Raw genomic sequence first — 2,053 nt, 5'->3', positions numbered from 1 at the left:
CGCTGGCCCCGGAGTTTCACAAACGCGGTGAGAGCCTGTTCTCGCCCGACCGCTTCCACCCCAACTCCGCTGGCTACGAACTCGCCGCCGGGCTGCTGCTGCCCGCCGTGTGCGTGGCGCTCGGGGTGTGGGACGAGGTCCCGGAGGAGCAGGTACCCCACGACGCCGAGGAGGCCGCCGAGTCGCTGGAGGCCGCGGAGAGCGCCGCCGACGACGCGGAGACCGCCGCCGCGTCGGACGCACTCGACCCGGACCACACACAGCGCGAGTCGGTCGTGGCCAGGCTGACCAAGCGCCTGACCGACTTCGTCCGGACCCACGAGGACGCGGACGACGCCGACGAGAACACGTACCTGCATAATGAGGACGTGGACGGCGACCCAGAGAGCACTGGCGACGCCCGCGAGGCTGCCGACACCCTCCGCCGCCGGAGCCGGATCCTGCGCCTGGCCCGCCCCTCGCGGGACCAGTCGGACCCCGGTCACCCGACCGACCACACATAGCACTCAACTGCAACGAAGGAGCTTTCCATGCCGGAAGCCGTGATCGTCTCGTACGCCCGCTCCCCCATCGGGCGCGCAAACAAGGGGTCCCTCGTGGGCATCCGCTCCGATGACCTCACCGCCCAGATGGTCAAGGCCGCGCTGGACAAGGTGCCGTCGCTCGATCCCACCCAGATCGACGATCTCATGCTGGGCTGTGGCCTGCCGGGCGGTGAGCAGGGCTTCAACATGGGCCGCGTCGTCTCCGTACTCGCCGGCCTGGACACCGTCCCCGGCACCACGGTCAACCGCTACTGCTCCTCCTCGCTGCAGACCACCCGCATGGCACTGCACGCGATCAAGGCCGGCGAGGGCGACGTGTTCATCTCCGCCGGTGTCGAGACCGTGACCAACTTCGCCAAGGGCACCTCCGACCACTGGCCGGACACCCACAACCCGATCTTCGCCGACGCCGAGGCCCTGACCGGCACCCGCGCCGAGGGCGGCGCCCCCACGTGGACCGATCCGCGTGAGAACAACCAGTTGCCCGACGTCTACATCCCCATGGGCCAGACGGCGGAGAACGTCGCGCAGATCACCGGCATCACCCGCGAGGAGCAGGACCACTGGGGCGTGCGGTCGCAGAACCGCGCGGTCGCCGCCGTCGAGAACGGCCACTTCGCCAACGAGATCACCCCGGTCACCATGCCCGACGGCACCGTGGTCTCCACCGACGACGGCCCGCGGCCCGGCACCACCTACGAGAAGATCTCGCAGCTCAAGCCGGTGTTCCGCCCCGACGGCACCATCGCCGCCGGCAACTGCTGCCCGCTCAACGACGGCGCCGCCGCACTCGTCATCATGAGCGACACCAAGGCCAAGGAGCTCGGCCTCACCCCGCTCGCGCGCGTGGTGTCCACCGGCGTCTCGGGCCTGTCCCCCGAGATCATGGGCCTGGGCCCGGTCGAGGCCGTCAAGAACGCGCTGCGGATCGCAGGAAAGTCGATCTCCGACATCGATCTGTTCGAGATCAACGAGGCCTTCGCCGTTCAGGTGCTCGGCTCCGCCCGCGAGCTCGGGATCGACGAGGACAAGCTGAACATCAACGGTGGCGCGATCGCGCTGGGCCACCCGTTCGGCATGACCGGCGCCCGCATCACCGCCTCGCTCATCAACAACCTGCAGGCGGCGGACAAGCAGTTTGGCGTGGAGACCATGTGCGTCGGCGGTGGCCAGGGCATGGCGATGGTGCTCGAGCGCCTCAGCTGATCCCGGACCGGCCTGACTGAGCTCGCGCGCCGCAGCCCAACCCGGCCCGGCCTGGCATCGACTAGAGCGTTCCGGACACGTTTCCCTGGGGTACGTGTCCGGAACGCTCTTCTCGTCGGGTGGGCCCCGCCGCGCGTCGTTAGGTGGGCGCGCCTCCCTCGGGTTCCGCGTTCTCTCTGCCCGCCTCGGACCCACTTGCGAGTCGTGATTGGTCCATTCCGGACGCGTAACCCGAACCAAGGGGCCGCCGCCCGCCCCGCTCCGCGCTGTTCGCCAGCGCCTCATCACCTCAGCGCCACATC

General features: G+C 69.7%; 1 protein-coding gene and 1 pseudogene. Both read left to right on the top strand.

The features are described from left to right. Positions 1-503, top strand: a pseudogene (locus G6026_RS10370) (SGNH/GDSL hydrolase family protein); the annotation flags it as partial. Between the two features lie 27 nt (positions 504-530). Further along, positions 531-1,751: an acetyl-CoA C-acetyltransferase gene (locus G6026_RS10365; RefSeq protein WP_182613130.1), complete on the top strand. Its 1,221-nt coding sequence runs from the start codon at positions 531-533 to the stop codon at positions 1,749-1,751. The last annotated feature ends 302 nt before the right edge of the window (positions 1,752-2,053 follow it).

Origin of the sequence: Dietzia sp. DQ11-38-2 (assembly GCF_014145055.1) — a bacterium.
Classification (GTDB): domain Bacteria; phylum Actinomycetota; class Actinomycetes; order Mycobacteriales; family Mycobacteriaceae; genus Dietzia.
Note: the sequence above shows the minus strand (reverse complement) of the source record. Positions and strands in the feature narration are given on the sequence as shown.

Coding starts and splice junctions, on each gene's coding strand:
- G6026_RS10365 (WP_182613130.1), top strand. CDS start 531: ATGCCGGAAGCCGTGATCGTCTCGTACGCCCGCTCCCCCATCGGGCGC.